Origin of the sequence: Caballeronia sp. dw_276, assembly GCF_018449635.1 — a bacterium.
Classification (GTDB): domain Bacteria; phylum Pseudomonadota; class Gammaproteobacteria; order Burkholderiales; family Burkholderiaceae; genus Caballeronia.
The window spans coordinates 360,438-385,111 of sequence record NZ_JAAVUV010000004.1 but is presented as its reverse complement, the minus strand read 5'-3'; the positions used below and the strand labels follow the sequence as shown (position 1 = coordinate 385,111).

Here is a 24,674-nt window from a genome sequence, read left to right as displayed (position 1 = left end):
ACTGTACTCCTCGTACATCTGTTTTTCTGTGCACCGCACGTCTTCGGGAACACAGTAGTCTTGGAAACATCGGCATAACGCCTCCTGCATCGCGGTCGAACGACATGAAAAAGCCAGAACCTCGCATCGAGCCGTACACGCACCCCGCCGCCGGCTGGGGCGCACTGAAATACGTTGCCATCAACCTGCTGAAAGAAAAGGTCTCGGGGGGCAATTACCGGCTTCTTCTCGGCCAGAATCAGCCCGACGGTTTCGATTGCCCCGGCTGCGCATGGCCGGATCGCGAACACGCGTCCACGTTCGAGTTCTGCGAAAACGGCGTGAAAGCCGTTGCCGCGGAGTCCACGAGCAAACGCGTCACGCCTGCATTCTTCGAAGACCACACCGTCGAAGCGTTGATGGCGCAGTCGGACTACGAACTCGAACAGCACGGACGTCTCACCGATCCGCTCGTCTATAACGCGGAGCGCGACCGCTATATCCCCATCTCCTGGGACGACGCGTTTGCGCTGATCGCCGACCACCTGAATCGCCTTGATAACCCCGACCGCGCCGCGTTCTATACATCGGGCCGCGCGAGCAACGAAGCCGCGTTCCTTTATCAATTGTTCGTGCGCATGTACGGCACGAACAACTTCCCCGATTGCTCGAACATGTGTCACGAAGCCACGAGCCGCGGCTTGCCGGTGACCGTTGGCGTCGGCAAGGGAACGGTCACGCTCGAGGATTTCGAACACGCCGACACGCTGCTTCTGTTCGGCCAGAATCCCGCGACCAATCATCCGCGTATGCTCGGCGAATTGCGTGAATGCGCGAAGCGTGGCGCGACCATCGTGTCGATCAACCCATTGCGCGAACGCGGTCTCGAACGTTTTGCGAGTCCGCAGCATCCTGTTGAAATGCTTACCGGCGGCAGCACGAAGATCAGCTCGGTTTTTATCCGCCCGAAGATTGGCGGCGACTTCGCGTTGATCAAGGGCGTGGCGAAACGCGTGATCGAACTCGACGATGAAGCCTTGAAACAAGGCACGGCACGCGTGCTCGATGTTGATTTTATCGAAGAACATACGGTGGGTTTCGACGCCTTCGCCGACGATCTTCGCGCTGAAAACTGGGATGCAATCGTCGCGGAATCTGGCGTGCCGATGGAAGACGTCCTGCAGCTCGCAGATATCTATGTACGCGGCCGCGCCGTGATCTCAACGTGGGGCATGGGCCTCACGCAGCACAAGAACTCCGTGCCGACGGTGCAGATCCTGTCGAACCTGATGATGATGCGCGGCAATATCGGCAAGCTCGGCGCGGGGCTGTGCCCGGTGCGCGGCCATTCGAACGTGCAGGGCGACCGGACCGTGGGTATCGAAGAGAGGCCGACGCAGGAGTTCCTCGATCGTCTTGGCGCCGCCTACGACTTCGAGCCGCCGCGCGAACATGGCTACGACGTGGTCCGTTCGATCGAAGCAATGCTCGCCGGCGACGTGAAGGTGTTCATTGGACTCGGTGGCAATTTTTCGATTGCCACGCCCGACACGCCACGCGTCTGGGAAGCCATGCGTTCGTGCGATCTCACCGTGCATATCACGACAAAGCTCAACCGCAGCCACCTCATTCATGGCCGCGATGCACTGATCCTGCCGACGCTTGGACGCACCGAGATCGATATGCAAAACGGCGTGCCGCAAGGCGTGAGCGTGGAAGATTCGATGAGCATGGTGCACATCTCGTACGGCATGAACAAGCCGGCATCGGCGAATCTGTTGTCCGAGATTGCGATCGTCGCGCGCATGGCGCATGCGACGCTCGGCAGCGCGAAAGTCGACTGGCTCGCCAACGCGAACGACTATGCGCTGATTCGCGACGGTATCGAGAAAGTGATCGATGGCTTCGAGAACTACAACGAACGCCTGAAGCATCCAGGCGGGTTTCATCTTGGTGTGGCATCGCGTGAACGTGTGTGGAATACGCCGACGGGCAAGGCGCAGTTCCTTGTGAACTCCATCGATCTGGATTCACCCATTCATCGCGCGCGTCATATGCATGGCGAGCGTTTGATGACGCTCATGACAACGCGCTCGCACGATCAATACAACACGACCATCTATGGCCTCGATGACCGGTATCGCGGCGTGTATGGCCAGCGCCGCGTGCTGTTTGCAAACGCGCTTGACATCGAGATGCTTGGTTTTGAAGCGGGACAACGCGTGGACATCACGAGCGTCTGGGACGACAACGTGAAGCGTCGTGCCGATGGTTTTCTGCTCGTTGCGTACGACATTCCGCGCGGTTGTCTCGGCGCTTATTATCCGGAAACGAATCCGCTCGTGCCGTTGTCGAGCGTCGCCGATGGCGCGGGGACGCCTACGTCGAAATCGATTCCGGTGTTGCTGCGGGCGTCGGCTGTAACACAACTGGAAGCGGCTTGAGTTTCCTTACGGGTTAACGAAGAACCGCGCTCGATTCAATGAGCGCGGTTCTTTTATGCCGCCACCGTCAAGGAATGATCCTCTCCGCCTTGAGGCGGTCGAACAGGTCGAAAAACGATTCATCGGTGGGCTGGAAATCGAGGAACCCGAGCTTGCGGCTCTTGGCCATGTCGGTGACGACTTCCATTGGACGGCCGAGGTCGGCATCCGTATGCCACCACGATGCAAGCTTGGCAATATCAGTTTCCACGAGATTGAAGCGACCCGCGATCTCCTTCCATAAAGCCGCACTCTCCTGCATCCGGCTTTCGAGCGGCCGTACTTCGCCATCGAACGGAACGGGTTCCACATCAAAGTACTCGGCAATCCGCGACCACATCCATTTCCAGCGAAACACGTCGCCATTCACGATGTTGAAGTCCTCGTCCTTCGCCGCGTCCGTGGTTGCGGCCCACTCGAGATGGCGCGCCAGCACGCGGGCGTCGGTCATGTCGGTGAGACCGTTCCACTGCATCGGTGAGCCGGGGAACACGAATGGCAAGCCTGAATGCTTGCAGAGCGTTGCGTACACGGCGAGCGTGGTGCCCATGTTCATGGCGTTGCCGACCGCGAAGCCAATGATCGTATGTGGACGATGCACGCTCCACGAAAAACCTTGCCGCTTCGCCGCGGCGAACACGCGATCTTCCTGCTCGTAATAAAAGTTATCGACGTCCTGACGGCCCTGGCTTTCGCGGAATGGCGTATCGGGCACGGCGCCCGTTGCATAAGCTTCGAACGGCCCGAGGTAATGCTTGAGTCCCGTGACGAGCGCGACGTGTTCGAGCTTCGATGGCCCCGCCTCCAGCGCGTCGAGCACATTGCTCACCATCGCGCCGTTCACGCGGATGTTCTCGCTCTCGGTCGCCTGGCGCGCCCACGTGGTGAGAAACACGTGCGTGACATCGATTCCTTCAAGCGCCGCTTTAACCGATTCCGCCGATGTCAGGTCGGCAATAACCGGCTTGACCTTCGACGAAACCGGCGTTCGGCCGCGTGAAAGTCCGTGGACTTCCCAGCCTGAATCGATAAGCCGGTCCGCGAGATTACTACCCGCGATGCCGCTGACTCCAACAATAAGTGCGCGATTTGTCATTGGGATTTAAATGAATGAGGGTTAAGGCGCTGACTTGAACAGCAATACCTGAGGCAACAATTGTTGCCAATGATGGCAGTATTCCGGGACATCTGCCGCGCCGCGCCTCACCGGCCGCTTATTTGAATGGCCAAATAAACCGTATATACTGTTTGCACTATTATTTTTTCGGAGACCTCATGCACACATCGACCACGAAGAGCTCAAGCAAGAAAGCCGCTGAAATTCTGAACGCCACGCCGATCGAAACCACGCCCGCAGCGCCCGTTACGGTCAGCAAACGCAAGGCAAGCGCAAAAGCCGTGGAAGCGGCCACCGCAGTGCAGGCGAAAACCGCGAAAGCTCCGGTCAAATCGAAAGCAAAAGCGGCACCGGCAGAACCCGATTCCCACGAAAAGCCCAAACGCGCGAAGAAGGAAAAAGTCGTGCGTGACAGTTTCACGATGCCGAAATCCGATTACGACAAGATCGCGGCACTGAAACAAAAATGCCTCGCGAATGGCGTGCATGTGAAAAAAGGCGAGTTGTTGCGCGCCGGATTGCTCATACTCGAGGCTGCGAATATTGAACAGCTTACGGCTGCTGTCGCTGCCGTGGAAACGGTCAAGACGGGAAGACCCGGCAAGTCCTGAGCGCCAAGGCGGCGGCTCACGGCTGCCGCCCATGATTCAATCAACCGGGCCGTGGCATGAGCACTTTACGCGTGGCGTCCGAAAGCTTTGCGGAGCTCGACGATCTCAACGCCATCCTGACTGCGGGCGCCAGGCGCCTGCAAATGCGCACAGTCGGCGAGGTGCGTGCGGGCGCACGTACCTTCCCCATCCTGACGGCGACCATCGGCTCGGATGATCCGCAAGCGCCCGCCATCGGATTTTTTGGCGGCGTGCATGGGCTGGAGCGCATCGGCACGCAACTGATCCTCGACTACATGCGCGCGCTTTTACGCCGCCTCGAATGGGACGAACTGCTGCATCAGCAGTTGCAAACGGTGCGGCTCGTCTTCATGCCGATCGTCAATCCTGGCGGCATGTGGGCGAACACGCGCTCGAACCCGAACGGCGTCGACCTGATGCGCAATGCGCCGCAAAACGCCGAAGGCCGCGTGCCATTTCTTGCGGGCGGACAACGGATCGGTTCGTGGTTGCCGTGGTATCGCGGGGCGCGCGACGACGCGCTCGAGGTTGAAAGCGAAGCGTTGCTCGGCGTCGTCAAGCAGGAACTGATGAGCCGCCCGCTCAGCTTTGCGCTCGATTGTCATTCGGGTTATGGCTGGGACGACAGCATCTGGTTTCCGTATGCGCGCACCCAAAAGCAAATGCCGCATCTTCCCGAGATGTACCAGCTCAAGCTCATGTTCGAGCAGGCATATCCGCATCACGGTTACGCATTCGAGCCGCAAAGTCATCAATATCTGCTTCACGGCGACTTGTGGGATTGCGCGTACGACCAGACGCCGCCGCCCAACGTCTTCCTGCCGATGACGCTCGAACTCGGCTCCTGGCGGTGGATCCGCAAAAACCCGAGCCAGCTTTTTTCGCGTCTCGGCATGTTCAATCCCGTCAAGGCGCATCGGGTGGAACGGGTGCTGCGTCGTCACGCAAACTTCTTCGATTTCCTGACGCGTGCGGCATTCGCATCGAATAGATGGATGCCTCTTGGCGACGCGCGCGCGCCGATTCTCGAGCGCGCGATGGAACACTGGCAGCGCAAGTCATCGCGATGAGCGCCTGGATATTGTTGCGCGGACTCACGCGCGAGGGACGCCACTGGGGCAAGTTCCTGGAGCATCTGCGGCTTGAAGCTGCATTGCCGAGCGACCAGATCACATTGCTCGACCTACCTGGAAATGGCCGCGAAAATGCGCTGCCCGCGCCCTTGTACGTTTCCGATATGACCACGTTCGTCCGCTCGCGCGCAGCCGCCGCGGGACTGAAGCCGCCGTATCGATTGCTCGCGATGTCGCTTGGCGGCATGGTTGCGACCGACTGGGCACAACGACATCCTCAGGATATCGAACGATTGGTTTTGATCAATACGAGCATGCGGCCGTTTGCAGCCATGCATGAGCGCCTGCAACTCTCCGCTTGGCCGCAGTTGCTCCGCGCGGCCGCACTATGGAACGATTCGCTGCGATGCGAAGGCATCATCCACGGCGTGACCTGCAATCGGACGGACACTTTCGACGACGACCTCGCTGTGTGGGCCACGATCCGCCGCGTTGCGCCGGTGAGCGCAAAAAACGCGTTGCGGCAGCTTTGGGCTGCTGCGCGTTTTCACGCTGGCGAGCAGGCGCCGGCGTGTCCCACGCTGTTGTTGTCATCGAAGATGGATCATCTGGTGAAAGCGGTTTGCTCGGAGCGGATTGCGGAAAAATGGCGATCACAACACAAGCAACACGCGTGGGCAGGTCACGACCTGCCCCATGACGATCCGGCGTGGACCGCTAATGCAATCGCCGGATGGCTTCAGACATTGCGTTAGGGATTGACCACTTCGCCTTCGGCCTTCATCTCGCTTTTTACTTCGGGCGGTCCGGCAAAACGGTTCCTCACCCCGAGTCCATACCAGCAGATCGCCATCACCGCGATCAGCAACAAGCTGATGTACAGCACCTTCTGGTTAGGCGGCTGAATCCCCACGTACACCAGCACCGCGCCGCCGAGAACCGCCAAAAGAGCAATCGGCCTGGACCATATACCGAGATCGAAAGGCCCCTTGCGCACCCATGTCTTGCCTTCGGCGCCAAGTCCAGCCGCGACCGGCATGACGTACGAGACATACAGGAACACCGCGCTGCCCGTCGATAAAACCGCGAACGCGTCGCCATATAACGTCGCAGCAATCGCCAACGCCGCAGATACCCAGATCGCCGCGCCCGGCGTGTGATGGGTATCGTTGACCTTCTTCAGCCAGTTCGATGCCGGCAGCCCGCCATCACGCGCAAACGCATACATCATGCGCGAGCACGATGTGAGACACGCGAGGCCGCACAGATAATTCGACAGGAAAATGCCGATGCCAAGCGGCACACGCAACCATGTAGGCACGGTGCCGAGCAACGCGTTGAAGAAGCCGCCGCCGGCCTTCACGCCTTCCTTGATATCGGGCATCACGAGCAGGAATGCGCAGACCATGATGTAGCCGAACAACGCCGACCAGCCCACCGCGCGAAGCATGCCCTTCGGCACATTGCGGGCGGCGTCGTGCGTTTCCTCGGATGTGTGGGCGGAAGCGTCGAAACCGGTGATGGTGTAGATGGTCAGCAACAAGCCAGATAAAAACGCGGCCAGCATGCCCTGCTTCGGCCACGCGCCGCCATCGAAACCGGTGAAGTTGCTAAAGTCGACCAGCCGTCCGAAGTCGAACGGCGTCTTCGAAAACACGAGCAATGCGAGCGTCAACAACACGGCGATCGCGAAGATGAGATAGCCCGAAAGATCAGTGAGTAGGGTAACGAACTTGATGCCGCTATGGTTCAGCCACGCCTGGCTCAACGTCACAGCCGCAATGAATGCAGTCTGATGCCAGAAGGTCAGTGCATCCGGGTTGATGCCGAAGAGCGGCGCGATCAGCGTCTTGAAGAAGGGATCGTAGACACCGAAGTTCACCGAAGCCACCACGAAAATCAGTCCCAGCAGATTGAACCATGCTGTGGCCCATCCCCAGCCCTTGTTGCCCAGTATCGAACTCCAGTGATACAGGCCGCCGGCCGTGGGATACGACGAAGCGATCTGCGCCATGGATGCCGCCACGACCATGGCGAAGAGCGCGCCAACCGGCCAGCCGATACCAATCGATGCGCCGCCCGCCGCGCTCAACGCCTGTGGAAACGCCGTGATGCCACCAGCAAGAATACAGATGATCGAAAACGAAATCGCGAAGTTCGAGAAGCCGCTCATGCGCCGCGCGAGCTCCTGCGTGTAACCCATGCTTTTGAGTTGCCGCGCGTCGTGGTCGAGCGCTGCGGGGGCGTCGGCCTGATTGACTGGTTCCATGATTTTCCTCTTGCTCGGTTTGACTTCAATGTTGAAGAACGGGTAAGGGACTCGGTATTCGATGAATCCAATCTGCTGCAACTTCGTCTTCTTTTTCCTCTACTCGAATTTCGCCATGATGTGCCGGGCGCACGTGTAGTCTTCGAGCGCGTACACCGACATGTCCTTGCCATAGCCCGAGCGTTTCATGCCTCCGTGCGGCATCTCGCTCACCAGCATGAAGTGCGTGTTGATCCACGTGCAGCCGTATTGCAGCTCGGCCGCGACCTTGAACGCACGGTTGACATCCTTCGTCCATACCGAACTTGCAAGCCCGAAATCCGAGTCGTTGGCCCACGTGATCGCTTGATCTGCGTCGTCGAATCGCGTCACCGATACCACCGGTCCGAACACCTCGCGCCGGACTATTTCATCGGCTTGAAGCGCGCCGGCGATCACCGTCGGCTCGTAGAAAAAGCCGCGCGAGTTGCCGGCCTTCCCGCCTGCAGTGACTTCTATATGACTCTGCGCTGCGGCCCGCTCCACAAAACTCGCCACGCGATTGCGCTGCCGTTCCGAGATCAGCGGCCCCATCTCCACGCCTTCCATGTGCTGCTCGCCAAAGCGAATCGTGCTGACCACGCTCGACAGATCGGCGACCAGCTTTTCGTAGATCTTCGGCCCCGCGTACACGCGGCACGCCGCCGTGCAGTCCTGCCCCGCGTTGTAGTAGCCGAAGGTGCGCAGGCCTTCGACGACCTGTTCGAGATCGGCGTCATCGAAGACGATCACTGGCGCCTTGCCGCCCAGTTCCAGATGCGTGCGCTTCACCGTGCGCGACGCGGCTTCGAGAATCTTTTGTCCGGTCGATACATCGCCGGTGATCGAAATCATCCGCACTTCCGGCTGCGATATCAGCGGAGCGCCGACCGTATCCCCGCGTCCGATCACCACGTTGATCACGCCCGGCGGGAAGATCGCAGCCATCAGCTCCGCGAGCTTGAGGGTGGTGAGCGGCGTCTGTTCGGACGGTTTGAGCACCACCGTATTGCCCGCCGCTACGGCCGGCGCGATTTTCCATGCAGCCATCATGAGCGGATAATTCCATGGCGCGATCGATGCCACCACGCCCAGCGGATCGCGCCGCACCATGCTGGTATAGCCCGGCAAATATTCGCCTGCAAGCTGCCCGTGCTGCGTGCGGCACGCGCCGGCGAAAAACCGGAAGACATCGGCGACAGCGGGAATCTCGTCGTTCAGTGCGCCAAGATATGGCTTGCCGCAATTGAGCGACTCCAGCCGCGCGAATTCGGTCGCGCGCGCTTCAATGGCGTCGGCGAGTTTGAGCAGCATGTTCGCGCGGTCCTTCGGCACGGTTTTGGCCCACCCGGGAAACGCGCGGCTTGCGGCCGCAACCGCTGCCTTGATTTGCTCCACCGAGGCCTCGGCGACACGCGCGATTACCTCGCCCGTTGCGGGGTTCAGCACGGCTTCCACATCGCCCTCGCCGGCTGTAAATTCGCCGCCAATCAGAAGACTCGTTTGCATCGACTGTTCCATATGGATGTCTCTTTACGAAGCGTTGTTCAAGGCGATGGCCGATTCTATGGCTGCGATTTTTTTGACCGCCAGCCCACACCGCAGATAGGAGTTATCGGTAAAACAGAATGCTTAGCGCGTTTAGCGGTTATTGCCGGCCAGCCTGCGAACGTTGGTCCACCGCATAGGGATTACCCTCGTATCAAGTAACAGGGTCGGGCGTCGTGTTCCGGAAAACAGAACGCACTGGCTTTGATATCGATAATTCAGATGGCGACTTTGGCGTGTCCACGCGTATGTTCGCGAGCGACCACGAGGAAGTTCTGCGCCGTTTCGGATTGTGTAAGTCCGCGGCGCCAAGCAATGCCAATATCGATCTTCGGCATTTCTTCCATGATGTTGCGCACTTCGAGCCGGTCGCCGTCGAGAGACCATGGCCGATACAGCACGTCGGGCAAGATCGACAAACCCGCGCCCGTCGCAACCAGGCTTCGCACGGCTTCCACCGATGCCGTGCGCATCACCACGTTTGGCTTCAGCCCCGACGCACGCCAGTACGCGTTGGTGTTGTCTTCGAGTTCATCGACCTTGAGCATGATCATCGCTTCGTCGGCGATCTCGCGCAAAGAAATGCTGCCCAGTCCGCGCAACGCGTGATTCGCCGGCAGCCACAAACGCCACGCCGCCGCGACGAGCGATTCGGTTTCTATCGCTTGCGTGTTCTCGACGTTCGACACGATCAACACCGCTACATCCAGTTCGCCGTTCACCAGCAAATGTTCGATGTAGTCGCGCTGATCTTCGATCACGTTCACCACGACCTTCGGGAAGACGCGCCTGAAATGATCGAGCAGATAAGGCAAAAAATAGCCGGTCATCATGGTCGTGACACCTATGTTCAGGCGTCCCGTCATGGTGTCCGGCCGCGACGACATGGCCTGCTGCGCGTTACGCACCGCAGCGAGGATCTGATGCGCGTGACGCAAGAACTGGTGGCCGGCGTGAGTCAGGACCATCCCGCGCGCGTGCCGCACGAAGAGTTGCGCGCCGACTTCAGTTTCGAGTGCCTTGATGGCGTCGGTGATGACGGATTGCGAAATGTTCAGCGACTGAGTTGCGCCCGTCACTGATTCGGCTTCTGCGACGGCGATGAAATAGCGCACGCTTCTGAGTGACAGGCTCATGGCGATCCGGGTGAGGGTTGGTGGCAAGGCAATCAGCCCGACTATATCCGAGCCGATAAAGAAGGTCCGGCGGTATGGTTTTTATCGGAGAATGTGGTTTGACGACGCGTGACCAGCGCCCGCGAAGAACGGGGAAAAGCGAAGTTGAACATTACTGGCGGCTAAAGTTTTCCCTGGAAAACGCCGTTATCGAACGAGCAACGTCGATTTGCGCCGTCCGTTGCATTTTGCACGTCCGGCGCTCATCCCTCGCGGCGCCACCTCTGAACCCGATATGTTGCGAAAAACCTTGACGCTCGCGATGGGCCCGCTCTTGATGGGCACATTTGCATCGAATGTCTCACCGACGGAACTGACCACGATCTCCGTCAGCCTTGTCGTGCAGGAAAGCTGTGTCATTCAGTCGACCATTGAACCGGCGCCTGTGCTGCGGCCGAGCGTGTCGTGCCTGCACGGCCAGCCCTACGACATTGCGCTCGTGACGGTCGATCCTGCACAAAAACCAGCCGCGCTGTACACGTCGGCGGGGACTGGCAATCCGTCAGCGCCGAACGTGTGGATGGTCGGCTTCTGAGCCATTGTTTCGCGAATGCTCGCCCTGCTTCAGAAGCTGATCGTCGCCGTGATGGTGTCTGTGTATGTACCCGGCGCAGGCGTGGTTTGCGCGGGCACGCGGCCGTAGACACTGATCACCTGCGCGAGCCCCGTACCCGTTCCCGTGAAGGCGGATGTACCCGCTGAACCATCACCCCAGGGCGTGGCGAATTGTTGATCTGTATATAGCTGATAGCCAATTTTCGCGCCGCCCGGCCGCAGCATGTTGCGTGCAGCGACCGTGCCGTTCACGCCCCCGTCCAGCGTGATCTTGTAGGCATCGCCATTCGTGCATTGCGCGGTGATCGCCCCGCTTGCAGTCAGGGGGGAGGTCAGCAATGCGGCAGGCGTGAACGCGATGTTGGTCGCGCTGATGTTGCAGTTATTGACGACCGTCGCGTTCGCGTTGAATCCGAAGGTGCCGCTCGTGGCCAGCGTCGAGCATGCGAGGCCGGTGCCCAGTAAATAAAATCCCACATTAAGCGATGTCTGCGCGCCGCCGAAACCCTGCGTATAAAGCGTGCTTGCATTGCCGGCGGTCGGCACCGTCGGCTGGTTTGCCGATATCTGTCCATAGACCGTCACTGCCTGCGTGATGGTGGTGCTGAGTGCGGGTTTGGTCATGGTGAACGAGATGGGCGTGGTGCCTGCATAAGTCGAACCCCAGGTCACCGAGTGCCCAGCGTCCTGATACAGGTCGTATTGCATCTGATTCGTGCCGTTGGCAAGCTGGCGTGGACTCGTGCCGCCGAGGTTCAGGCAGATCTGTGCATTCGGCACCAGCGTGACGGCGGGCCACGTGCATGTGACGCTTACGGTGCTGGTCGCGGCGAACGATGTCCGGCTGATCGGGCTCACCGTGCCGAAGTTCAGGTCTGTCGCGACCGCCGTGCACGATTGCGCGCTGGCGCGGCCAGGCATTGAAAGTGAAAGCACGACCGCCACGGCGATGAGGAAGAGCATGCGTTTCATCGCAGGTCTCCCACTTTGCTCAGGCAAGTCAATGGTCCGATGGTCGGCAACGAGCCGTCGTCGGGCCGGTTGTAGGCGAACGTCACGCGGCAATGCAATGTGCCGCTATCGACCACGAGATGGTTGTCTTTTTGCAGGCCCTCTATGAACGTCAGCCCGTCGTATCCAACAATGGTCTCCTTGCCGCTCTCCTCATGCCGCACTGTCGCGCCCGGCGGCAGCACCTTGCCGTCCAACCCCTGCAAAATCACCGATGCCGCGCTGTATCGCGTCACGCCAAAATGCGCGAGCACGCCGGATTGCGCCTGCGGCACGAGGTTCAGCGCAGTGGTGGCGATGCGTGCATCGGCGGGAAGCTTCATGCCGTCGATGCCAACCCGGTTGTCCTGATACGAGTTCAGATCGGGCACGAGCAAATGGCCTCCGCGATCCGTCACGCCAATCAGGCGGTTTTCATGCAGCACGGGAATCCCGGCGATGCCGTCCGTGGACACCAGCGCGAAACCGTCGTAGATCCGGCGCGACGGCTTCACGGCGCCGTCCATGAGCACCACCGTCCCCGAGAGATCGAGCGACCCTGTCGTGCGCCCGGAGATCTGCTGCGCGAGCGCCGTCACCTCGCCCCCCGTGCCGAGGTACTGCACCTGAGCCTGGCGATACGGCGACGCGCCCGCGTTCCCCGCCTGCACGCCCCATCCCCAGCCGCCGTCGTAGTTCGGCGGACGGCTGGCGTTGACGTTGTAGTTCGACTGTCCGTTCTGCCGCCCGACGGTCGTGTTCACCGACGTGTTGTTGCCAAGCCCGAAGCTCACACTGAGAAACGCGCCGCGCGAATCGCGCTGCCTGAAATCCTGGTAAGCGCTGACGTTCACCGAAGCAAGATTGCCCACGTTCAACGTGTACGCCACCGACCCGATCTGCGACGGCTGCGCCTGCGGATACTTGAAACCAATGTAGCTTACCGAAAACGTTTGCGTGTTGAAAAACGGGACGGCCACGGTTACGCGATCGGTCGCGGTGGGCACGGGCGTGCCATCGCGCGCGGCAAGATCGCCGTAGTTGCCGAACGCGCGGATGCTTTGTGCATCGATGGAAAAATGCGGCTCGATCAGTTCATAGCCGAGGCTCGCTTGCGTACCCGCAAGACGTCCCGTGCTCGCTGCGAGCGACCCGTTGAGCACACCCGCCATTCCCATGCGCACGAGCGCGCCGGCACCTGCGTTATAAACGCCGCTGGTGGCTTCGGTGTGGGCTTCGAGCGTGAGATAGTCGTTCAGGCCACGTCTTGCCGATGCACTCAGCGCCGGCTTCGGATCGTACTGAAACGAGTCGAGCCCGTACGCACGGCGCAGGAATCCGGCTTCGATCGAATAGCTCGACAGGCCGGCCGCGAGCAGGCGCGTATCCACATAGAGCGGCACGGACGTCTCGATCGTGCGGCCCAGTGCATCGCGCGTGATGACGGTCGCCTGGCCGCCGCCGGTAATCCCCGGCACGTTGTTCACAATGAACGGACCGCTCGGCACGTTGCCGCTGAACTGGCGCACGCTGTTCACATATAGATCCACCGACGAAGGCACCACCGCGGACCCGCCGAACGCAGGCACGGGAAACGTGACAAGATCGGGACGCAACGCAAAGTTGCTGCGCCACTGAAAACCACCGATGCGCACCGAGCGCGACCATGCGAGCGAAGACGAGATGGTGTCGCCGAACTGCTTCGTGCTGAGGGCGACAGGGTCCGACGTGCTCCACGATGTGTCGTAGCGTGTGTACCGATGATCGTTCTTGTACAAGTATGCAACGCCGGTATTGCTGAACACGCCGGCGGGATCGAAGTAACGCTCCTCGCTCCAGATCGCGAGTTGCGCATCCGTATTCGATTGCGCGTAGGCGTCGTAGTTGATCAGGAGTCCGCGTGACGATGTGGCGGGCGGCGTGGGGGTGAGCGCGCGGGTATCGAACGTAAAGGGTTTGCGGATAGCATCCGGCACTTGCAGCGTGACACGCTGACGCGCCGCGTCGTAGGTGTAATGCAACCCGCGAATGGAATCGAGCGGCACTTCGGCGCTCTCCCCGATGCCAAGCCGGCCGGTCGCCAGGCCGATGTTGTCCAGGTCGCGGCCACGCGCCGACAAGCGGCCGTTCAGCTCGCGAAACTGCGCGATCAAGGTGGAACGCTCGCCGTTGAGCGCCACTTCGAGATACACGTCATGAGGCTGGTTCGAGCTGGCGTCGGGACGGGCCGGGGGTTGTGGTTGCGCTTGCGCGAAACCGCGTGCGCACTCCAGTAAAACAACCAGCCCCGTTGCGACAAGCGCGATGCGGAAGCTCTGTGAATGACGTGCTGGGCGTCGTCGTATTCTCATCGATTGGATTGGGACGCATCATGTCAGCTCTCGGCGACATTCTCGACAACAACGCAGCGATGACCTTGCGCCCCCGGTCAACCCGGCGGCGCGACCGTCACCACTGCCTCGAGCGGTAATGAATTGACAGCGGCCCGAATCGTCACGGCGCCTCGAAGGTCGGTATCTGCGGGAAGCGGCACCGACCATTGGCGGGCGCGTCCGGCAAGCGCGTACCCGAGCAGCCCCTTGTTGATCTCGTGGACCTTGCCGGCGCTGTCCACCAGTTGCACCGCCGCGATCTGTGCGCGCCTCGCGCCCGTGTTGTCCACGCGCAGGACCCAGCCCTTCGGATCGCGCACGAGATGCCATGAAAGCGCGGGCATGGCCGCCTTTCCCGCAGGCTCGACAAACACCGGCACCGAATAGCGCAGGCGAATCGTCACGCCGTCTGCGGCGGCGGTATCGGGCGCCGGCAATTCGTCGATCAGGATCCGGTAGCTCTGCTCGGTGCCGACCGGAGCCGACGCCGTCCGCACCAGCCGCACGAGCTGATCCGCCTGCGCGCCGATCTGGATCAGCGGCGGACTGGCCACGAGTTCCTGGGTTGGCGTGAGCGTGTCGTCCTGGTTGGCCTGATCCCAGCGGAACACGCGGACCTGCCCGTACAAGGGCTTGTCGCCAGGATTACGCAACGTGATTCCCGTTGCGCTCTCGTTCGATTGCAGGTCGACCATCACGGGCGATATCTGCAGCGTGGCGGCCTGCACCGTGCACGACAGGACCGCGAACAGGACCGCGCCATAGCGCCGGATACCCGCCATGAAACCGCCGCGGGCGATCAAAAATAGACCGTTGCGGTGACTGTCGTCTGGTAGAGGTCAGGCCTCGGTGTGGCCTGCGCAGGAACCTGCCCATACACGGAGATGGACTGCGCCGCCCCGGTGCCCGTACCGGCTACGGTGTTCGTACCCTGCGTGTTGCCCCACAGGGTCGTGCGGCCGGCGTCCTGATACAACTGGAAGCCCACCGTGGTGGTGGTATTGCCGGTGGCGGTCCCTGCGAGCAAGCGCGCCGTGACGGTCGAGCCGGTCACGTTGCCGCCGTCGAGTCCAACGTTGTACGGCGTGGTATTCGTGCAGGTCACTGCGAGGGTGGTTTGCTGATTGATCGCTGTTGCCAGGACGCCGTTCGTGCCGAAATTCAAAGGCGTTGCGGCGATAGTGCAATTGGCTTGCAGCGTAAGCGACACAGTAAATGTGGCGGTCGCCGTACCGTTTGTATAAACGGCGGCATTTGCGACTTGCAAGACCGGCGCAAAAAGCAATGCGCCCGCGAGCACGGAAGAAATGATTCTTCGCTTCATTTTCGGCACCTCTCTCTCGTTGCGCTGACTTGATTTATATACGGCGTGCAGCAGCGCTGAGAATCATATTACCTATCGATTTAAACAATTCCAAGTTAATTGATCGAAACGATGTTTCAGATCACTTCGTCAGGTCGGGTTAATACCGACAAGAGCAGCGATCCAAAGCAAATAGTGGACATTTAAGGCGGATGACTTGCCGGGCGACTCCAACTGCAAATCTAATTCCATTGACCCTCAACAACAATTAAACACAAGCGAAATTGGTTTTGGCAGCCTTAGCTTGGGATAGCCTGATATTCGGTGCCTTGGCATAAAAACCCACCGTGCGAGCCGAACAGCGCATTCTCCGTCAATAAAAACGCGCGGGGTCCGTAATCGACCGCCGCGCGCCGCGACACAAGTTACTTCAATACACCTTCATTCAATAGTTCAGCGTCCAAGCTCCTTCAGATATATCGCTCGCGCTGCCACGCCGGTATTCGCGAAGTCTGAAAACACGCCGTCCACGCCGAGCCTATAAAACTTCAGGTATTCCGCGTTCGGGTCGGCCTGATAATCCGCCGCAAGATACTTCTTCTCGTTGCGGAAAGTAAAGATGTGAACGAATAAACCGGCCTTGTGCGCGTCGCTTATCACGCTCGTAGCAGGTTGCGTGGTCGCCGCGGTCGTCGAGCCGGAGAAGGGGGTGCCATCCGGGTTCGTCGCGGGAAACGGCGTGATCTTGAGCGGCACGATCTGCGGTTTCCACGGGCCGATTCCATCGGCGTATGTCTTGATTTCGGCGAGACCCGCGGGCGTAAGCATCGCGTCAAACCAACGTGAATCTCCGGCAACGGTCCAGTCGAACGGACGGCTGTCAGTGATTTCGTTGTAGATCACCGCGCCCGTCTTGTAGTCGGTGTCGTAGCCGTCGATCAGTTGCACGACCTTCGTATTCAAGCCATGGCTGCGCATGTATTTCAGGCTGCCCGGCTCGAAGCTCTGCACGAAAATTGCAGCGGTTTTCATATTCAGGCCGTTGTCGTCGAGAATCTTGATCAACGCGTCTTCCAGCGGATGGCCGCCCGCTGTACCGCAACCGTTCGCGATCGCCTGCGCATTGTTCCAGGTCGGGTTCTTCGTCTCGGGATAGACGGAAATCGGCCGGCCGGTTGATGCGCTCTTCGCCTTGGCAATATCGATGATCTGCTGGAATGTCAGCACCGGATATTTACCGTTGAATTCGGCCGACCGCTCGCTGGCTGCATCAAAGGTCGTACCGCCAATCAGCGTGGTCAATTCAAGCGCGGTGAAGTCGGTCACGGACCAGTCGTTCGTGTGATCTTCGCCATCCACGATCAAGGACTTCAGCACCGATTTGGGATCAGCCGGATTCGTCAGGTCGGTGAGGTATTGCGAGGGACCTGTGGTCGGCGTTGTCGCCCATTTCACGTTGACCATCACGCCCGGAACAACGCGTTTGCGCGCCGCCACTGAGGCGTTGGTTTTCGCGACATCCGCAATGTTGGTGTTATCCGAGAGCCAAGGGTTATGACGCGCCACCAGCACGCAATCCTTCGAAAGATGCAGGTCTTCTTCGAGCGCGTCGGCACCGCTATCGGCGGCAAGTTCGTAGGATGGCTGCGTTTCTTCAGGGCGCAATCCTGGCAGTCCGCGATGCCCGATCACCAGCGGCTGCTTGCCATCGAGCGTGGAAAAAGCGGTGACTGCCGGCGGGTTTGCATTGTCGTCATTGCCATTGCAACCGGCAAGCACGCTCAAACCGATAAACGCCGTCATCGCAGCGACACGTTTAAGCGGGAAAGGCACGTACTTATGCTTTCGTTCGTATTTCATGTAGTTTTCCGTAAGGTGTTTTAATTCTTACGGATTATTGCCAGCGATCGGTGACGCGGATGTGACTTCTATCCCGAAGGCCCGCTGGTCAAACTGGCCCGACATGAGATCGACGACCGACAGAAAATACGATCGTAAAGTCCGCGTGCGCTCACGCACCACGTGTCAACGCAATTTGTATGCAGTTTGAAACTGCAAGAAAGCCTTCCTCAAGCTTATTCAGCCAACTCTTCCGCGCATTGAGCCGCGACCAGTTTTGTAAGCATCGAATGGATCGCCTTGCGTTCAGCCGGAAGCAGCGCCCCGAGAATCTCGTCGTTTTGCGCTTGTGCGATGGCCGCCGCGCGCCCGTACGTCCTCTTGCCCTTCGTGGTCAGCGTCACAACAACGCCGCGCCCGTCAGTTGCGTTCGATGTCTTTTCCACCAGCCCTTTTCTTTCGAGAATGTCCGTTGCGCGGCTTGCCTGACTGCGGTCGAGATTGGAGGCCTTGCCCAAGTCCGATACCGAAAGCGCACCGAACGAACCTACGCTCAGCAACACGCGCGCTTCGGTTAACGTCAATGCGATTCCATCGCTGAATGCCTCGTTCATGGCTTTGTCGGTCTGCTTCTTAAGCACGTGCAACCGGTATGTAAACAAGCTTTGAATCATGGGCGTATCGTTCATTCCTTTCCTCTGGCTTTTTCTTTTCGATGAAAATGCACCGCATTTTTTACGATGCTTGCGCACGCATCAATTAATCGATAGCATCAGCTTAGCTTAATCCCGGCCCTTCGGGATAGGAATTGCTTTCGGGGAAAAGTCTTGAGCACGCAAGATGCAAAAATCACAGTGGTCGGCGGCGGCGCCATTGGCGGCATTATTGCAGCCCGGCTAGCGCGCGCGGGCGTGGCAGTCGGTCTGCTCGCACGCGGTGCACATCTCGACGCCATAAAACGCAATGGTCTTGCCATGATCGATGGCGATGATCGTTATGTAGTCAACGTCAATGCAACAGATCAGCCGGCAACGTTGGGCATTCAGGACCTGCTTTTCATCTGCCTCAAGGGGCCCGCGTTGACCGCGGCGGCGGCTTCATTAAAGCCGCTTGTCGGTCCCGCTACACATATTGTGTCGGTCATGAACGGCGTGCCGTGGTGGTATCTCAATGAGTCCGGCGGTGCGCTTGCAGGTCAGCGGCTGGAGTCCGTTGACCCTTCCGGCATGGTGTCGGCGGCGCTTCCACAGTCGCAAGCGTCGGGATGCGTTGTGCATATTTCGTCGGCGATTGCAGAACCGGGCGTGATAAAGAAAGGCTACGGCAATGAGCTCATTATCGGGCCAGGCTCTGTGCGAACGGCCGAACGCGCGGCTCATGCCATTGAACTGCTGCGGCGCGCGCAGTTCGACGTAGTTGCATCCGACGACATTCGACGCGACATCTGGGTGAAGCTGTGGGGCAACATGACCATGAACCCTATCAGCGCAATCACGCGATCAACCGGCGACATGATCCTGGACGATCCGCTCACCAGGAGCCTCGTTGTATCGGTCATGGAGGAAGCGCGGCGCATCGGCAAGGAGATTGGAATCGAGCTGACCATGACCACCGACGCCCGCAACGCAATGACGCGCAAGCTCGGCGCGTTCAAGACATCGATGCTTCAGGATGTGGAAGCGGGACGTCAACTGGAGATCGATGCGATCCTCGGCGCGCCGTATGAGATTGCAATGAAGGCAGGGATTCCTGCGCCGTTTATCAGCGTGCTGTACGGGCTCGCCGGACAATTGAACGCAAATCTGATCAAGCGATCATAAGCCTGCCTTACCCAGCACGTGGCGCGGCTTCGCCGCGCTGTCAATCAAAGCCATCGCGAAGACGTAATGCCTCGCGATGCGCCCTTCTCTTCGAAATAAATCTGGCGTCGCCCACAACAAATGCAATAATATTACATCGCATTTGGAGTCACGCCGCCGGACCGCGTGTTTCGAAACTTGTCTTGCACCAATTTCTTTCGCACGTAAAATGCGCGGCTACGACGTTTGGAAGCCGGTGAGAATCCGGCGCGGTCGCGCCACTGTAACTGGCCCTGCTTGGGCTGGAAGTCAGACCTGGGCGTCGTAATCCAGCCACTTTTGACGGGGCGCGAAACCCCTGGAGAACCTCGCATGACTAACGCCGCCAGCGTTATCGATTTCCCCGTACGCCCTTGCCTTCCCGATCGATGTCCGTTTGCGGGCCACGCAACAACATCGGCCTGATTCGATCGATTACGGCCACGCCGTAAGTCGATCATCAACGCGTCCAGATACAACATGCATTGCTGCCATCGCGCGGCGGGCACGTCATACGCTTTCGGGAAACAAGATGGGACGAAACTGGAGTTCGGCGCACAAGAGCCGACCGAGTCAGCTCGGATATCAACCGCGCCGTCAGAAAAGGACCGCGCTCGCGGTTATATGCTTGATCGGCACATCGCCGGTTCTCGCCGATGAAACCGCGCCCGCATTGCCGCCGGTCGTAGTGAACAATAAAAGCAACGTCGATACCGCGCCTCTCACCACGCCCACGCGCACCGGTTCGCGGCTTGGCCTTTCGAGCCTGGACACGCCGGCAAGCGTGGAAACGGTGACGGCCAGACAGATCGCGGAACGCGGCGACCAGAGCGTCTCTGACGCCGTCACGCGCGCGACCGGTTTCGTCAGCGACGCCTCACCTGGAAACGGCGGCACGGCGCTGAGCGTACGCGGCTTCAGCGGCCAGGAATCCGTCATGACGCTTTACGACGGCACCCGCCTCTACCCCGGCGCGGGCACCATGACCTATCCCTTCGACACATGGTCCGTCGATCGCATCGAGGTCTTGCGCGGGCCGGCATCGGTTTTATATGGCGAGGGCGCGATCGGCGGCGTGGTCAACGTCGTGCCAAAACAGCCGCAGCGCGAATACGCGACATCGCTTCAATTGGGCATTGGCACGGAAGGCCAGAAACGCGTCGCCTTCGATACCACCGGCGCACTCGGCCCCATGCTCTCCTATCGCTTTTATGTCAGCGACAACCGCTCGGACGGCTGGGTGGATCGTGGCGAATCGCACACCACGGCCCTTGGCGGCGCGCTGAAACTTGAAGTCTCACCGCGTTTGTCGTTCACGCTCGACTACGATTACGGCCGGCAGCGTCCGGCTACGTATCTTGGAACGCCCGTGACCGACGGCGCACTCGATACCTCCCTGCGCTACAAGAACTACAACGTCGGCAACCCGCTGATTGCGTACATCGACCAGTCGACGCGCTTGTCCGGCATCTATCGCGCATCCGATGGCATCACGATCCGCGACCAGCTCTATTACCTGACGACGAACCGGCACTACCGCGACAGTGAAAGTTATCTGCTCGATCCATCCACGCGTGAAATCACGCGCAGCGATTACATCGAGATCATTCACCATGAGCGCCAGATTGGTAACCGTCTCGACGCGACCTTCGATGGCACGGCCTGGGGTCACGCAAATGGTTTCGTGATTGGCGCCGAAGCAAACCAGATCACGTTCCAGCGCGATAGCAACTCGCCGTTCGATGGTTCATCAGTCATCAACGCCGACAACTCCAACCCCGCCGTTTTCGCGAGCAGCGACCCGACCGTGCCCGAGTTTTACACGCGCACGCGGCAAGCAGCGATCTTCGCGGAAGACCGCTTCGAGCTGACGCCGCAACTGTCCGTGGTCGGCGGCGTGCGTTACGACTACGTGGATTTCTGGCGCCAGCAACTCGGCAACGGCAGCACGTTCAGCAAGACTTTATCGAATGCGGGATGGCGCCTTGGACTTGTCTACCAACTGACGCCTTCGATGTCCGTCTACGGCCAGTACACGCGCGGCGCGGACAGCGTCGGTTCGCTCATCACCATGTCGCAAGCGCAGACCGCTTTCAAGCTTGCAACCGGCCAACAACTGGAGGCCGGATTCAAGCAGGACATCATGAACGGGCGCGGTTTTTGGACGCTCGCGGTCTATCAGATCGTGAAGAAAAACCTCTTGAGCCAGGACCCTTCGAATCCGACGATCCAGCAGCAAGTCGGCGAACAATCGTCGCGCGGTATCGAATGGTCGGGTGCGTTCAAGCTTGGCTGGGGATTCTCGATTGAAGCAAATGCCGCATTGCTGCGCGCGCGTTATGACGACTTCAACGAGAACGTGAACGGCGTTGCCATATCTCGCGCGGGCAACGTACCGCTCAATATCCCCGAGCAGACGGCAAACCTGTGGCTGACTTACAAACCCGCGGCGGACTGGGTCGTCGGTTCAGGGCTGCGCTACGTGGGCCGTCGTTATGGCGACGACGCAAACTCAGTCGATGTCCCTTCGTACACGGTCTTCGATCTGTCCGCACACTGGCAGGCCACGCGACAGGTCAACATCGCGCTTTATCTGCGCAACCTCGCGAACCGCGCGTACGCCGTGACGTCGGCGAACAACGGCACGCAATGGTTGCTCGGCCCCGCGCGTTCCGCCGAACTCGTCGCGACCATGGACTTCTGATCATGTCCTGCGGCCTTCACATCGATCACATGAGCTGGTCTCCTGCCGACCGCGAAGTGCATCGCCAAGCTCATTTGCTGCGCGAGATCACGCTCGATGCAGGGGCCGGCGAGTTCGTGGGCCTGATCGGGCCGAACGGCAGCGGCAAGACGAGTCTGTTGCGCTGCGCGTTTCGTTTTTCGAAGCCACATGGAGGTTCGGTATCACTCGATCAAACCAGTGTGTGGGGTGCGTCGCCCCGCTGGGCCGCGCAACGCATAGCGGTGCTGCTGCAGGAAATGCCCGATGACTTCGGTCTTACCGTAGAGCAAATCGCGCGCATGGGGCGCACGCCGCACAAGCGTTTGCTCGATGGCGCCACGCCAGAAGACGCACGCATTGTTGAAGGCGCACTACGCGATGTCGGTTTGTGGCAGGCACGCGAACGCGCATTCGCCTCGCTCTCGGGCGGCGAGAAACAGCGCGCGTTGCTGGCGCGGGCGCTGGTTCAGCGTCCGTCGCTACTCATGCTCGATGAACCTACGAACCATCTCGACCTGCGCCATCAAATCGAATTGCTCAAGCTCGTCAAGAACCAGAAGATCACCACGCTCGCCACCATTCATGACCTGAATCTCGCAGCGGCCTTTTGCGACCGGCTATACGTGATTTCCAATGGCGAAATCGTCACGCATGGCTCGCCGCATGACGTGTTGACATCCGAGATGTTGAAGAGCGTGTTCAACGTCGACGCCATTGTGGACCTCCATCCAGTTTCGCAATGCCCTCGCATCACTCTCATTCACTCGACATGATCCGACCTTTCCTGAGTGCATTTCTTGCGCTGCTGTTCGTCAGTCCCGAAGCACACGCCGGCCACTATCCGGTCACCATTCAAAGCTGCAACCGGGAAGTGGTATTCCAGCACGCGCCCGAACACGCGGTCAGCAACGACGTCAACCTCACGGAGATGATGCTTGCGTTGGGGCTTAAATCGCGCATGGCGGGTTATACCGGCATCAGCGGATGGAACACAGGCAACGAAGCGATGCGCGCGCAGTTAAAGGGTGTGCCGGAACTTGCGCGGCAATATCCATCGGTTGAAGTGCTGGTCAATGCAAGGGTCGACTTCTACTTCGCCGGATGGAACTACGGCATGCAAGTCGGTGGTCCCGTGACGCCGGCCACGCTCGCCCCGCTCGGAATCGCCGTTTATGAACTGAGCGAATCGTGCGCGCATGTGATGCGCCGCCCCGCAGCCTCTTTCGACGATGTCTACAACGACTTGCGAAATCTCGGACGCATCTTTGATGCAGACGCCCAGGCGTCAACGCTGATCCACGGTATGCAAAAGCGGCTTGCAACCGTGACACAGCGCATCGGCCCCAACACCACGCCGCCGCGCGTGTTCGTGTATGACAGCGGCGAAGATAAACCCTTCACCGCTGGCAATCTCGCGATGCCCACCGCGCTCATCAAGGCCGCGGGCGGACGCAACGTGATGGACGACGTGCAGCAAAGCTGGACCCGCGTTAGCTGGGAAAGCGTCGTGGCGCGCAATCCGCAGGCGATCGTGATCGTCGATTACGGCGCGGTGACGGCCGCGCAAAAAATCCGGTTCCTGCTCGATCAACCCGCGCTGCTTAACCTCGATGCCATTCGCGACCGGCGCTTCATCGTGATTCCCTACGATGGCGCGACGCCCGGCATTCGCAACGTCGCTGCCGTGGAAACCATCGCGAACGCGCTTTATCCGAAGGCGTACGCGCAGTGAAACGTGCCGCTCCGGCAGTGATCATGGCGAGCCTTGGGGTGATGCTCGTTGTGTCCGTCGTGCTTGCAACCGGTCTTGGACCTGTAGCGATCACGCCACGAATGACCGCGCGTATCGTTGCGGCACATCTGATGAATGAACCAGGCAACTGGAGCACGTCGCTCGATACCATCGTCTGGTTGATACGTTTGCCGCGCGTGCTGCTGGCCGGGATCGTGGGTGCATCGCTCGCGATGGTCGGCGTCGCGTTACAGGCCGTCACCGCGAACCGTCTAGCCGATCCTCACCTGCTCGGCGTCAGTTCCGGCGCCACGCTCGGCGCCGTGGCCGCAACACTGTTTCTTGGCGCCATCTTCGGCCCATTTACGCTCTCGATCCTAGCGCTCCTCGGCGCATTACTCGCAACGGTAGTGGTCATTGCTTTGGCGCATCGGCAAGGACGGCTCGACTCGGACCGCCTATTGTTATCAGGCGTCGCGGTCTCGTTCGTGATGCTTGCCGGCGCCAACCTGCTGCTTTATCTCGGCGACCAGCGCGCGGCATCGTCCATTCTGTTCTGGACGTTAGGCGGTGTCGGACTCGCTCGCTGGAGCCTGCTTGGGGTGCCTGCATCCGTTGTGCTTGCCGGCGGCATTCTTTTGCTTGCGCGCCGTCGCGAACTCAACGCGTTGATGACGGGCGATCTCGCCGCCGTATCCCTGGGCGTTCCGGTGAGCAAGATGCGCTGGGAGATTTTCCTGGTCAGCGCACTCATGACAGCGGCGATGGTCGCGGTAAGTGGCGCGATAGGTTTTGTCGGACTCGTGACGCCGCATTTGTGCCGCCCGCTGGTCGGGCCCGAACATGGACGTTTGCTTCCGGTATCGGCGTTGGGCGGCGCGATCCTCCTGATATGGGCCGATGTCGCCGCCCGCACGCTGATCGCGCCCGAAGACCTGCCCATAGGCGTGGTGACCGCGTTGCTGGGCGGGATGTTCTTTATCGCGCTGATGCGCTTTGGCGGTCGATCGCGTTGACCCAACGCGC

The 24,674-nt window shown here is 59.9% G+C and carries 20 protein-coding genes and 1 riboswitch; of the genes, 10 read left to right on the top strand and 10 right to left on the bottom strand.

Translation table 11 applies throughout. The features are described 5' to 3' along the window. Positions 1–104: 104 nt before the first annotated feature. Positions 105–2,423 carry an FdhF/YdeP family oxidoreductase gene (locus HB633_RS10610; protein ID WP_213778051.1) on the top strand — a complete coding sequence of 773 codons (2,319 nt, stop codon included), beginning with the start codon at positions 105–107 and terminating at the stop codon, positions 2,421–2,423. A 67-nt stretch (positions 2,424–2,490) separates the two neighbouring features. On the opposite strand, the gene HB633_RS10605 is transcribed toward HB633_RS10610, so the two are convergent. Further along, positions 2,491–3,558, bottom strand: coding sequence for an SDR family oxidoreductase (locus tag HB633_RS10605; RefSeq protein ID WP_213778050.1), 1,068 nt, complete (start codon positions 3,556–3,558; stop codon positions 2,491–2,493). Positions 3,559–3,737: 179 nt separating this feature from the next. Here HB633_RS10605 and HB633_RS10600 point away from each other — a divergent pair, with 179 nt between their 5' ends. Genes HB633_RS10600 through HB633_RS10590 form a run of 3 tightly spaced genes read left to right on the top strand, consistent with a single transcriptional unit; the run spans position 3,738 to position 6,039 of the window. Next, positions 3,738–4,190, top strand: a complete 453-nt coding sequence (locus HB633_RS10600) for a hypothetical protein (protein ID WP_213778049.1) — start codon at positions 3,738–3,740, stop codon at positions 4,188–4,190. Between the two features lie 56 nt (positions 4,191–4,246). Beyond that, the gene (locus HB633_RS10595) at positions 4,247–5,281 is read left to right on the top strand and encodes a M14 family zinc carboxypeptidase (protein ID WP_213778048.1); all 1,035 of its coding nucleotides are present in this window, start codon (positions 4,247–4,249) and stop codon (positions 5,279–5,281) included. Further along, positions 5,278–6,039 carry an alpha/beta hydrolase gene (locus HB633_RS10590; RefSeq protein ID WP_213778047.1) on the top strand — a complete coding sequence of 254 codons (762 nt, stop codon included), beginning with the start codon at positions 5,278–5,280 and terminating at the stop codon, positions 6,037–6,039. The genes HB633_RS10595 and HB633_RS10590 overlap by 4 nt, the downstream gene beginning before the upstream one ends. On the opposite strand, the gene HB633_RS10585 is transcribed toward HB633_RS10590, so the two are convergent. The 3 genes from HB633_RS10585 to HB633_RS10575 form a co-directional block, all read right to left on the bottom strand. Then, a complete protein-coding gene (locus HB633_RS10585; RefSeq protein ID WP_213778046.1) occupies positions 6,036–7,553 on the bottom strand; it encodes an amino acid permease in 1,518 nt (505 codons plus the stop codon). The two genes, HB633_RS10590 and HB633_RS10585, sit on opposite strands and share 4 nt — an antisense overlap. 99 nt (positions 7,554–7,652) lie before the next feature. Beyond that, complete coding sequence (locus HB633_RS10580; protein WP_213778045.1) at positions 7,653–9,080, bottom strand: gamma-aminobutyraldehyde dehydrogenase; 1,428 nt, start codon at positions 9,078–9,080, stop codon at positions 7,653–7,655. A 257-nt stretch (positions 9,081–9,337) separates the two neighbouring features. Beyond that, positions 9,338–10,255, bottom strand: a complete 918-nt coding sequence (locus HB633_RS10575; RefSeq protein WP_213778044.1) for a LysR substrate-binding domain-containing protein — start codon at positions 10,253–10,255, stop codon at positions 9,338–9,340. A gap of 274 nt (positions 10,256–10,529) precedes the next feature. Between HB633_RS10575 and HB633_RS10570 the strand changes: the two genes are divergently transcribed. Then, complete coding sequence (locus HB633_RS10570) at positions 10,530–10,829, top strand: hypothetical protein (protein WP_213778043.1); 300 nt, start codon at positions 10,530–10,532, stop codon at positions 10,827–10,829. 29 nt (positions 10,830–10,858) lie between these two features. Here HB633_RS10570 and HB633_RS10565 read toward each other — a convergent pair whose 3' ends face one another. From HB633_RS10565 to HB633_RS10540, 6 genes are all read right to left on the bottom strand, one after another. Further along, positions 10,859–11,821, bottom strand: a complete 963-nt coding sequence (locus HB633_RS10565) for a spore coat protein U domain-containing protein (RefSeq protein WP_213778042.1) — start codon at positions 11,819–11,821, stop codon at positions 10,859–10,861. After that, positions 11,818–14,031, bottom strand: coding sequence for a fimbria/pilus outer membrane usher protein (locus HB633_RS10560; protein ID WP_346730293.1), 2,214 nt, complete (start codon positions 14,029–14,031; stop codon positions 11,818–11,820). Before HB633_RS10560 ends, HB633_RS10565 begins: the two co-directional genes overlap by 4 nt. Positions 14,032–14,267: 236 nt before the next feature. Next, positions 14,268–14,993: a molecular chaperone gene (locus HB633_RS10555; RefSeq protein WP_213778040.1), complete on the bottom strand. Its 726-nt coding sequence runs from the start codon at positions 14,991–14,993 to the stop codon at positions 14,268–14,270. 17 nt (positions 14,994–15,010) lie between these two features. Further along, positions 15,011–15,544 carry a spore coat U domain-containing protein gene (locus HB633_RS10550; RefSeq protein ID WP_346730292.1) on the bottom strand — a complete coding sequence of 178 codons (534 nt, stop codon included), beginning with the start codon at positions 15,542–15,544 and terminating at the stop codon, positions 15,011–15,013. Between the two features lie 423 nt (positions 15,545–15,967). Beyond that, positions 15,968–17,374 carry a glycerophosphodiester phosphodiesterase family protein gene (locus tag HB633_RS10545; protein ID WP_255580853.1) on the bottom strand — a complete coding sequence of 469 codons (1,407 nt, stop codon included), beginning with the start codon at positions 17,372–17,374 and terminating at the stop codon, positions 15,968–15,970. Between the two features lie 215 nt (positions 17,375–17,589). Continuing rightward, on the bottom strand, positions 17,590–18,027 hold the full coding sequence (locus tag HB633_RS10540) for a MarR family transcriptional regulator (RefSeq protein ID WP_255580852.1): 438 nt from the start codon (positions 18,025–18,027) through the stop codon (positions 17,590–17,592). Between the two features lie 153 nt (positions 18,028–18,180). Between HB633_RS10540 and HB633_RS10535 the strand changes: the two genes are divergently transcribed. From HB633_RS10535 to HB633_RS10515, 5 genes are all read left to right on the top strand, one after another. Further along, positions 18,181–19,173 (top strand): 2-dehydropantoate 2-reductase, encoded by a 993-nt coding sequence (locus tag HB633_RS10535; protein WP_218626719.1) that lies wholly within the window; start codon positions 18,181–18,183, stop codon positions 19,171–19,173. A 200-nt stretch (positions 19,174–19,373) separates the two neighbouring features. Further along, a riboswitch (adenosylcobalamin (AdoCbl) riboswitch) is annotated at positions 19,374–19,523 on the top strand. A gap of 200 nt (positions 19,524–19,723) precedes the next feature. Beyond that, positions 19,724–21,895 carry a TonB-dependent siderophore receptor gene (locus tag HB633_RS10530; RefSeq protein WP_213778037.1) on the top strand — a complete coding sequence of 724 codons (2,172 nt, stop codon included), beginning with the start codon at positions 19,724–19,726 and terminating at the stop codon, positions 21,893–21,895. Positions 21,896–21,897: 2 nt separating this feature from the next. Beyond that, positions 21,898–22,689, top strand: a complete 792-nt coding sequence (locus HB633_RS10525) for an ABC transporter ATP-binding protein (RefSeq protein WP_213778036.1) — start codon at positions 21,898–21,900, stop codon at positions 22,687–22,689. Continuing rightward, positions 22,686–23,648 carry an ABC transporter substrate-binding protein gene (locus tag HB633_RS10520; protein ID WP_213778035.1) on the top strand — a complete coding sequence of 321 codons (963 nt, stop codon included), beginning with the start codon at positions 22,686–22,688 and terminating at the stop codon, positions 23,646–23,648. The genes HB633_RS10525 and HB633_RS10520 overlap by 4 nt, the downstream gene beginning before the upstream one ends. A gap of 23 nt (positions 23,649–23,671) precedes the next feature. Continuing rightward, a complete protein-coding gene (locus HB633_RS10515) occupies positions 23,672–24,664 on the top strand; it encodes an iron ABC transporter permease (protein WP_213778218.1) in 993 nt (330 codons plus the stop codon). Positions 24,665–24,674: the final 10 nt, after the last annotated feature.

Excerpts from the sequence above, each read along its gene's own strand:
- HB633_RS10610 (WP_213778051.1), top strand. The coding sequence starts at position 105 with ATGAAAAAGCCAGAACCTCGCATCGAGCCGTACACGCACCCCGCCGCC.
- HB633_RS10605 (WP_213778050.1), bottom strand. The coding sequence starts at position 3,558 with ATGACAAATCGCGCACTTATTGTTGGAGTCAGCGGCATCGCGGGTAGT.
- HB633_RS10600 (WP_213778049.1), top strand. The coding sequence starts at position 3,738 with ATGCACACATCGACCACGAAGAGCTCAAGCAAGAAAGCCGCTGAAATT.
- HB633_RS10595 (WP_213778048.1), top strand. The coding sequence starts at position 4,247 with ATGAGCACTTTACGCGTGGCGTCCGAAAGCTTTGCGGAGCTCGACGAT.
- HB633_RS10590 (WP_213778047.1), top strand. The coding sequence starts at position 5,278 with ATGAGCGCCTGGATATTGTTGCGCGGACTCACGCGCGAGGGACGCCAC.
- HB633_RS10585 (WP_213778046.1), bottom strand. The coding sequence starts at position 7,553 with ATGGAACCAGTCAATCAGGCCGACGCCCCCGCAGCGCTCGACCACGAC.
- HB633_RS10580 (WP_213778045.1), bottom strand. The coding sequence starts at position 9,080 with ATGCAAACGAGTCTTCTGATTGGCGGCGAATTTACAGCCGGCGAGGGC.
- HB633_RS10575 (WP_213778044.1), bottom strand. The coding sequence starts at position 10,255 with ATGAGCCTGTCACTCAGAAGCGTGCGCTATTTCATCGCCGTCGCAGAA.
- HB633_RS10570 (WP_213778043.1), top strand. The coding sequence starts at position 10,530 with ATGTTGCGAAAAACCTTGACGCTCGCGATGGGCCCGCTCTTGATGGGC.
- HB633_RS10565 (WP_213778042.1), bottom strand. The coding sequence starts at position 11,821 with ATGAAACGCATGCTCTTCCTCATCGCCGTGGCGGTCGTGCTTTCACTT.
- HB633_RS10555 (WP_213778040.1), bottom strand. The coding sequence starts at position 14,993 with ATGGCGGGTATCCGGCGCTATGGCGCGGTCCTGTTCGCGGTCCTGTCG.
- HB633_RS10545 (WP_255580853.1), bottom strand. The coding sequence starts at position 17,374 with ATGAAATACGAACGAAAGCATAAGTACGTGCCTTTCCCGCTTAAACGT.
- HB633_RS10540 (WP_255580852.1), bottom strand. The coding sequence starts at position 18,027 with ATGATTCAAAGCTTGTTTACATACCGGTTGCACGTGCTTAAGAAGCAG.
- HB633_RS10530 (WP_213778037.1), top strand. The coding sequence starts at position 19,724 with ATGGGACGAAACTGGAGTTCGGCGCACAAGAGCCGACCGAGTCAGCTC.
- HB633_RS10525 (WP_213778036.1), top strand. The coding sequence starts at position 21,898 with ATGTCCTGCGGCCTTCACATCGATCACATGAGCTGGTCTCCTGCCGAC.
- HB633_RS10520 (WP_213778035.1), top strand. The coding sequence starts at position 22,686 with ATGATCCGACCTTTCCTGAGTGCATTTCTTGCGCTGCTGTTCGTCAGT.
- HB633_RS10515 (WP_213778218.1), top strand. The coding sequence starts at position 23,672 with ATGGCGAGCCTTGGGGTGATGCTCGTTGTGTCCGTCGTGCTTGCAACC.